Raw genomic sequence first — 8,288 nt, 5'->3', positions numbered from 1 at the left:
GGCCGGGTTTCCCCGGCCGTTCCGATTCACGTCAACACCGCAACGTTTACTCCACCGCCAGCCCTTCCACCTTCTGCCAGCCACGCGGCAGAAGATGGCCGCGGGTCGCGCGGGTGCCCAGGTAGGTGTCCAGATCCTTGAACGACAGGTTCATCGTGCGCTGGCCGCTGCGCACCAGCAGCGTGTTGCCCGGCGCTACCGATACCACCGCGACCACGCGCTCGGTGGCGAGCTTGGCCTTGGGGATGTCGATGATCTTGTTGCCCTTGCCCTTGTCCAGTTCCGGCAGGTCGCTGGCGGCGATCGCCAGCAGGTTGCCCGAGCTGGTCACGGCCACGATGCGGTCCGTCTCCGGATTGGCGACCACGGCCGGGGTCAGCACCTTCGAGCCGGAGGTCAGGTTGAGCATCGCCTTGCCGGCCTTGTTGCGGCCGGTGAGGTTCTCGAAGCGGGTCACGAAGCCATAGCCGTGCGTGGAGGCCAGCACGAAGCGCGTGTTGTTCTCGCCACTGGCCAGGGTCATGAAGGCGCTGCCCGGCGCCGGTGAGAAGCGACCGGTCAGCGGTTCGCCATTGCCACGGGCCGAGGGCAGGGTGTGGATCAGGGTTGAATACGCCCGGCCCTCGCTGTCCAGGAACGCCACCTGCTGAGTGCTGCGTGCGCGCACCGAACCGAGCAGCGCATCGCCGTCACGGTAGGACAGGGTGGACGGGTCCATGTCGTGGCCCTTGGCCGCACGGATCCAGCCCTTCTCCGAGAGCACCACCGTCATCGGCTCGCTCGGCACCAGCTCGGTTTCATCGATGGCCTGCGCCGCGCCACGCTGCACCAGCGGCGAGCGACGGTCATCGCCGAACTTCTTGGCATCGGCCACCAGCTCATCGCGGATCAGCTTCTTCAGCTTGGCCTTGCTCTCCAGGATGCCGACGATCTTGTCGCGCTCCTTGGCCAGCTCGTCCTGCTCGCCGCGGATCTTCATCTCTTCCAGGCGGGCCAGCTGCTTCAGCTTGGTTTCCAGGATGTACTCGGCCTGTTCCTCGCTCAGCGCGAAGCGCGCGATCAGCGCCGGCTTGGCTTCGTCCTCGGTGCGGATGATGTGGATCACTTCATCCAGGTTGAGGAAGGCGATCAGCAAGCCATCCAACATGTGCAGGCGGCGCTCGACCTTCTGCAGGCGATGGTTGAGGCGGCGGGTCACGGTTGTGCTGCGGAACTGCAGCCACTCGCTGAGCAGGGTCTTGAGGTTCTTGACCTGCGGGCGGCCGTCCAGGCCGATCACATTGAGATTGACCCGGTAGCTGCGCTCCAGATCGGTGGTGGCGAACAGGTGGCCCATGAGCTGCTCGGCGTCCACGCGGTTGGAGCGCGGTACCAGCACCACGCGCACCGGGTTGGCGTGGTCGGACTCATCGCGGATGTCCTCCAGCCACGGCAGCTTCTTGGCGCGCATCTGCGCGGCGATCTGCTCGATCACCTTCGACGGCGACACCTGGAACGGCAGCGCGTTGACCACGATGTTGCCGCTCTCCTTCAGGAAGGTGGAACGCGCCCGCACGCTGCCGTAGCCGGTCTCGTACATGGTCCGCAGATCGGCGATCGGGGTGATGATCTCGGCGAAGCTCGGGTAGTCCGGGCCTTTCACGTGCTCGCACAGGTCGGTGACCGTCGCATCGGGGTCGTCGAGCAGGTGCAGCAGTGCACTGACGATCTCGTTGAGGTTGTGCGGTGGCACATCGGTGGCCATGCCCACGGCGATGCCGGTGGTGCCGTTGAGCAGCAGATGCGGCAGGCGCGCCGGCATCCAGGTCGGCTCTTCCAGCGTGCCGTCGAAGTTCGGGGTCCAGTCGGTGGTGCCCTGGTTGATCTCGCCCAGCAGCACTTCGGCGATCGGGGTCAGCTTGGACTCGGTGTAACGCATCGCCGCGAACGACTTGGGATCGTCGGTCGAGCCGAAGTTGCCCTGGCCTTCGATCAGCGGGTAGCGGTACGAGAACGGCTGGGCCATCAGCACCAGCGCTTCGTAGCAGGCGCTGTCGCCATGCGGGTGGTACTTGCCGATCACGTCACCGACGGTACGCGCGGACTTCTTGGGCTTGGAGGACGCGTTCAGACCCAGCTCGCTCATCGCGTAGATGATGCGGCGCTGCACCGGCTTGAGGCCGTCGCCGAGGAACGGCAGTGCGCGGTCGAGCACCACGTACATCGAATAGTCCAGGTACGCCCGTTCGGCGTACTCGCGCAGGGGCAGCTGTTCAAAGCCGTGGAACGCGGGGCGGGCAAGATCGGTCATGCGGGATTGTTACCTGTGGCAAGGGACGGCGACGGCTGTCGCCCTCGCAGGCCGATGATTATCCGGATGCGGCCGGGGATGCCAAGCCGCGTGATGGGTTCAGGGGGTGTCCACTGCGCGCCAGATAGCGCCCGGGCGGGCTGCCGAAGTGGCGGCGGAACACCGTGACGAAGGCGCTGGGGCTGCTGAACCCCAGTTCGTGCGCGATATCGGACACGCTCTGGCCATCGGAGAGCCGGCGCAGCCCCTCGGCCAGCCGGGCCTGCTGGCGCCATTGCGCGAAGCTGAGCGTGGTTTCATCGCGGAAGTGCCGGGTCAGTGTACGCGGCGACAGCCCGGCCCACTGGGCCCATTGCTCCAGGCTGCGCCCGTCGGCCGGGTCGGCGATCAGCTGCGAGGCGATCCGCAGCAGGCGCCGGTCCTGTGGCATCGGCAGGTGCATGCGCTGGCGCGGCGCATTGCGGATCTCGTCCAGCAGGACCTCGATCATGTGCTGCTGGCGCAGGCTCGGCTCGGCCGCGGGCACCCACGCGGTGACGCGCAGCGCGAGCGCCTGCAGGAGATCGGAAATGGCCAGCACGCAGGGTTCGTCGGGCAGATCACAGGCCATCGGCGCGCTCACGATCACGCCCCAGCCACGCAGCGGCCCGCAGATATCCACTGTGTGCGGCTCGCCCGGTGGCATCCAGCCGGCACAGCCCGGTGGCAGCGACCAGGTGCCGTGGCGGGTGCGGGTGGTCAGCAGCCCGGCCTCCACGCAGATCAGCTGGGCGCGCCGGTGCTGGTGCCAGTCGATCTCGCGTTCCAGCCCCTTGGGGCTCTCGATGCGGAAGCCGAGCACGCCCAGTCCGTCATCCCGCTCGAACCAGTCCAGGACCTGGTTGCGGATCATCTGGGTGGCGTCGGTCTCCAGTGCTGGCCTGAAAGTGTTATCCATTGTCCAAATTGTAATACCCGGCCAGTGGCGGGCGCCATTAAGGTAGCGACCTCCCCATTGTTCTGATTGCTGCAACACAGCATTTGGTTCCAAATTGAATATTTCTATTGAGAAATATATTTTTTGGAAGAGAATGCTCACCCATGATCTGCCCTGATGCCCATCCCCCCAGCTTCGGACTCCTGCTGCGCCAAGTGCGCGATGGCCTGGTCCGTCAGCTAGACACGTCGATGGCCGAGGAAAACCTCGGTATTGGCTTCACCCACTATCTCGGCCTGAAGGTGCTCGCGGCGCGTGCCCCGTGCACCGCCAACGAGTTGGCCCAGGCCCTGGACCAGGTGCCCAGCGCGGTCACCCGCCTGCTGGACAAGCTGGAAGCCTTGGACTGCGTGCGGCGCGAGCCGCATGCCCAGGACCGGCGGGCACTGCAGATCGTGCTGACCGAGCCGGGCCGCCAGTTGTGGGCCCGCCTCAAACAGCGGGGCGACCAGACCATCGACGACGCCATGCGTGATCTGTCTGCGGACGAACGCGCGCAGCTGCTTTCCCTCATGACCCGTGTACGCGACTCACTGGTAACGCCATGACTTCCATGTTTGAACGTTCTTATTCACTGCGCCCGCTGAGGCCGGTGCTGGTCTCCGCGCTCGCGCTTGCGCTGGCCGCGTGTGCCAGCAGCCGCGGCCTGGAGCCGCAGGGCCGGCTGCTCGATGCCGACAGCCTGCAGACCCAGCGCACCCTGACCGGCAACGGCCTGAGCCAGCCCGGCTGGCCGGCCACGGACTGGTGGCGCGCGCTGGGCGATCCCCAGCTGGACGCGCTGATCGCCGAAGGCCTGCAGCGCAATCCCGGGCTGGACGCGGCCGATGCACGCCTGCGCCAGGCGCGTGCCCAGATCGGCACTGCCCGCGCCGACCGCCTGCCCAGCGTCTCCGCCTCCGGTGGCTACACCGGCGTACGTCTGCCCGAATCGATGGTCGGCGACGAACTCGGTGGCAGCTACGCCGGCAGCGGCCAGGCCTACCTGAGCTTCAGCTACGGTATCGACCTGTGGGGTGGCAAGCGCGCCGCCTGGGAAGCGGCCGTGGACAGCGGTCATGCCGCCGAAGTGGACGCCCAGGCCGCACGCCTGAATCTCTCGGCCGCCATCGCCGAGGCGTATGCACAGCTCGGTTACGCGTGGACGCTGCATGACGTGGCCAGCGAAGAACTGGCCCGCTCGCAGAAGACGCTGGACCTGACCCGTCAGCGGCGTGCCGCCGGCATCGACAGCGACCTGCAGACCCGCCAGGCCGAAGCCCGTATTCCGGCCGCGCAGCAGCAACAGCAGGCCGCGCAGCAGCAGATCGACGAAGCCCGCACCGCGCTCGCCGCGCTGGTCGGGCAGGGCCCGGACCGGGGCCTGCAGATCGCGCGCCCGCAGGTGTTGAACCCGCTGGCCCTGCAGCTGCCGGGCGTACTGCCGAGCGAACTGCTCGGCCGCCGCCCGGACATCGTCGCTGCGCGTTGGCGCGTGGAAGCGGCCAACCGCGAGATCCACGCGGCCAAGGCCGCGTTCTATCCCAGCCTCAACCTGACCGCCCTGGGCGGCGTGGTCTCCAGTGAAGTGGACCAGCTGCTCAAGAGTGGCTCGACGTTCGCTTTCCTCGGCCCGGCCCTGAGCCTGCCGATCTTCGACGGTGGCCGCTTGCGCGCCAACCTGGGCAAGACCGACGCGCAGTACGACCTGGCCGTGGCCGACTACAACCAGTCCGTGCTCAACGCGCTGCGCGATGTCGCCGACCAGGTCAACGCGGTGCGCTCGCTGGCCGACCAGGCCAGTGCCCAGGCCCAGGCCGTCAGCACGGCACGTGCCGCCCATGACCTGGCCGAGCAGCGCTACCGGGCCGGCATCGGCAGCTACCTGGATGTGCTCAGCGTCGAAGAGCAGTTGCTGGTCTCCCAGCAGCGGCTGGCCGAACTGCAGTCGCGTCAGATCCTTGTTTCGGTCCGCCTGAGCCAGGCGTTGGGCGGTGGCTTCACCCCGACCAGCGATGCCGCCACGGTCGCCGCCACCCCCGAATCCTCGCATTCCTGAGAGTCATCCCCATGAGTCAGACCTCCGCCCCCGCTGCCGAGAAGGCAGCTCCCTCCCGTCGTGGCAAGCTGCTGCGCGGCCTGCTGGTCATCGTGGTGCTGCTGCTGGCCGCGCTGGCCCTGTGGTACTTCATGTTCGGCCGCTGGTTCGAAGAAACCGACGATGCCTACGTGCAGGGCAACCAGGTCCAGATCACCCCGCTGATCAGCGGCACCGTGGTCGGGATCAACGCCGATGACGGCATGCGCGTCGAGCGCGGCCAGCTGCTGGTCCAGCTGGACCCGGCCGACACCGAAGTGGCCCTGCAGCAGGCCGAAGCCAATCTCGCCAAGACGGTTCGCCAGGTGCGCGGTCTGTACCGCAGCGTAGAAGGTGCCCAGGCCGAATTGAACGCGCGCCAGGTCACCCTCAAGCGCGTGCGCGAGGACTTCAACCGCCGTAAGGATCTGGCCAGCAGCGGCGCGATCTCCAACGAAGAACTGGCGCACGCCCGCACCGAACTGGCGGCTGCCGAAGCCGCCGTGGCCGGTTCGCGCGAGACCTTCGAGCAGAGCAACGCGCTGGTCGATGACACCGTGATCGCCACCCAGCCGGACGTGCAGGCCGCTGCCGCGCAGCTGCGCCAGGCCTACCTCAACAATGCCCGCGCCGGCATCGTCGCGCCGGTCACCGGTTACGTGGCGCGTCGTTCGGTGCAGGTCGGCCAGCGCGTGCAGCCGGGCAATGCCCTGATGGCCGTGGTGCCGACCGAGCAGATGTGGGTGGAAGCCAACTTCAAGGAAACCCAGCTGCGCCACATGCGCCTTGGGCAGGAAGTGGAGCTGCGTTCGGACCTGTACGGTGGCGATGTGACCTACAAGGGCCGCATCGACAGCCTCGGCCTGGGCACAGGTTCGGCGTTCTCGCTGCTGCCGGCGCAGAACGCCAGCGGCAACTGGATCAAGATCGTGCAGCGCGTGCCGGTGCGTATCGCCATCGATGCCAAGCAGCTGGCCGAGCATCCGCTGCGCATCGGTCTGTCGATCAAGGCCGAAGTGAGCCTGCGTGACCAGAAGGGCACCGTGCTGCCGACCGACATCGCCAAGGGCCAGGTGTTCGATACCGACGTCTATGCCAAGCAGCTGCACAGCGCTGACGATGTGATCCACCAGATCATCCAGCGCAACCTGCCGCAGCAGGGCAAGGCGAGCTGAGGCCCTCATGTCCGCACAAGCTCCCGCCGCACCGGGCGCCCCCGCGGCCCCGGGCACGGCCTTCCGGCCGGCCAACGTCGCCCTGTGCACCGCAGGCCTGGCGATGGCCTCGTTCATGCAGGTCCTGGACACCACCATCGCCAACGTCTCGTTGCCGACCATCGCCGGTAATCTCGGCGCCAGTTCGCAGCAGGCCACCTGGGTCATCACCTCGTTCGCGGTCAGCACCGCGATCGCGCTGCCACTGACCGGCTACCTCAGCCGCCGCTTCGGCGAGACCAAGCTGTTCGTGTGGGCCACGTTGGCCTTTACATTGGCCTCGCTGCTGTGCGGCCTGGCCCAGAGCATGGGCATGCTGGTCGTCTCACGTGCGATCCAGGGCTTCGTCGCCGGCCCGATGTACCCGATCACGCAGAGCCTGCTGGTCTCGCTCTATCCACGTGAGAAACGCGGGCAGGCGCTGGCGTTGCTGGCCATGATCACCGTGGTCGCGCCGATCGCCGGCCCGATCCTCGGCGGCTGGATCACCGACAACTACAGTTGGGAATGGATCTTCCTGATCAACGTGCCGCTCGGCATCTTCGCCGCGCTGGTGGTGGGCAACCAGCTCAAGGGGCGGCCCGAACACGTCGAAAAGCCGAAGATGGATTACGTCGGCCTGATCACCCTGGTGATCGGCGTGGGCGCGCTGCAGCTGGTGCTCGATCTGGGCAACGACGAAGACTGGTTCAGTTCGACCAAGATCGTTGTGCTGGCCTGTGTGTCGGTGGTGGCGCTGGCGGTGTTCCTGATCTGGGAACTGACCGACAAGGATCCCATCGTCGATCTGCGCCTGTTCCGGCACCGCAACTTCCGCGCCGGGACGTTGGCGATGGTGGTGGCCTACGCGGCGTTCTTCAGCGTGGCGCTGCTGATTCCGCAGTGGCTGCAGCGTGACATGGGCTACACCGCGATCTGGGCCGGTCTGGCGACGGCACCGATCGGCGTGTTGCCGGTGATCATGACGCCGTTCGTGGGCAAGTACGCCTCGCGGTTCGACATGCGCATGCTGGCCACGATCGCCTTCATCTTCCTGTCCTTCACCAGCTTCCTGCGCTCGGGTTTCAACCTGCAGGTGGACTTCGGCCACGTGGCCGGCATCCAGCTGATCATGGGTATCGGCGTGGCGTTGTTCTTCATGCCGGTGCTGCAGATCCTGCTGTCGGATCTGGACGGTCGTGAGATCGCCGCGGGCTCCGGCCTGGCCACCTTCCTGCGCACGCTGGGCGGCAGCTTCGCCGCCTCGCTGACCACGTGGTTGTGGGCACGCCGTACCCAGGAACACCACGCGCATTTGACCGAGCACATCTCCGGTTACACCCCGGGCATGCAGGACCAGGTGACCGCGATGGGGCAGGGCGACCTGCAGCATGGCGCGGCGGCGCTCAACAACATGATCAACCACCAGGCCTCGCAGATGGGTTTCAACGACATCTTCTTCCTGCTGGGCTGGATCTTCCTGGCCATCATCGCCTTCCTGTGGCTGGCCAAGCCGCCGTTCGGTGCAGGGGCGGGCGCTGCCTCGGCCGGTGGGCACTGAGCACGTGATACGTTGAAACGAAAAACCCCGCTGAAAGGCGGGGTTTTTTTTGGTTACCGGACGGTAGAAACGAAAAAACCCGCTTGCGCGGGTTTGATCATTTTCTGAGTCATGGTGCCCAGGAGAGGACTCGAACCTCCACGAAGTTGCCCCCGCTAGCACCTGAAGCTAGTGCGTCTACCAATTCCGCCACCTGGGCGACTCAGGAGGAG

At 66.7% G+C, this 8,288-nt stretch carries 6 protein-coding genes and 1 tRNA gene; 4 read left to right on the top strand and 3 right to left on the bottom strand.

Annotated features, from left to right (window positions below):
- Positions 1-46: 46 nt before the first annotated feature.
- Positions 47-2,290: a DNA topoisomerase IV subunit A gene (gene parC / locus ACE026_RS14310; RefSeq protein ID WP_486039492.1), complete on the bottom strand. Its 2,244-nt coding sequence runs from the start codon at positions 2,288-2,290 to the stop codon at positions 47-49.
- A gap of 58 nt (positions 2,291-2,348) precedes the next feature.
- Entirely contained in the window at positions 2,349-3,227 is an 879-nt protein-coding gene (locus ACE026_RS14305; protein ID WP_486039491.1) for an AraC family transcriptional regulator, read from the bottom strand.
- Positions 3,228-3,370: 143 nt separating this feature from the next.
- Here ACE026_RS14305 and ACE026_RS14300 point away from each other — a divergent pair, with 143 nt between their 5' ends.
- Genes ACE026_RS14300 through ACE026_RS14285 form a run of 4 tightly spaced genes read left to right on the top strand, consistent with a single transcriptional unit; the run spans position 3,371 to position 8,076 of the window.
- On the top strand, positions 3,371-3,814 hold the full coding sequence (locus ACE026_RS14300; RefSeq protein WP_121041527.1) for a MarR family winged helix-turn-helix transcriptional regulator: 444 nt from the start codon (positions 3,371-3,373) through the stop codon (positions 3,812-3,814).
- A gap of 5 nt (positions 3,815-3,819) precedes the next feature.
- Positions 3,820-5,304 carry an efflux transporter outer membrane subunit gene (locus ACE026_RS14295; RefSeq protein ID WP_486039490.1) on the top strand — a complete coding sequence of 495 codons (1,485 nt, stop codon included), beginning with the start codon at positions 3,820-3,822 and terminating at the stop codon, positions 5,302-5,304.
- A gap of 11 nt (positions 5,305-5,315) precedes the next feature.
- Positions 5,316-6,497 carry a multidrug efflux MFS transporter periplasmic adaptor subunit EmrA gene (gene emrA / locus ACE026_RS14290; RefSeq protein ID WP_123728786.1) on the top strand — a complete coding sequence of 394 codons (1,182 nt, stop codon included), beginning with the start codon at positions 5,316-5,318 and terminating at the stop codon, positions 6,495-6,497.
- A gap of 7 nt (positions 6,498-6,504) precedes the next feature.
- Positions 6,505-8,076: a DHA2 family efflux MFS transporter permease subunit gene (locus ACE026_RS14285; RefSeq protein ID WP_176989939.1), complete on the top strand. Its 1,572-nt coding sequence runs from the start codon at positions 6,505-6,507 to the stop codon at positions 8,074-8,076.
- 112 nt (positions 8,077-8,188) lie between these two features.
- Here the strand turns inward: ACE026_RS14285 and ACE026_RS14280 are convergent.
- Positions 8,189-8,275 (bottom strand) — tRNA-Leu (locus tag ACE026_RS14280).
- Positions 8,276-8,288: the final 13 nt, after the last annotated feature.

The sequence above is a fragment of the Stenotrophomonas sp. AGC87 genome (assembly GCF_057333975.1).
This window is presented reverse-complemented; position numbering and strand designations above follow the sequence as displayed.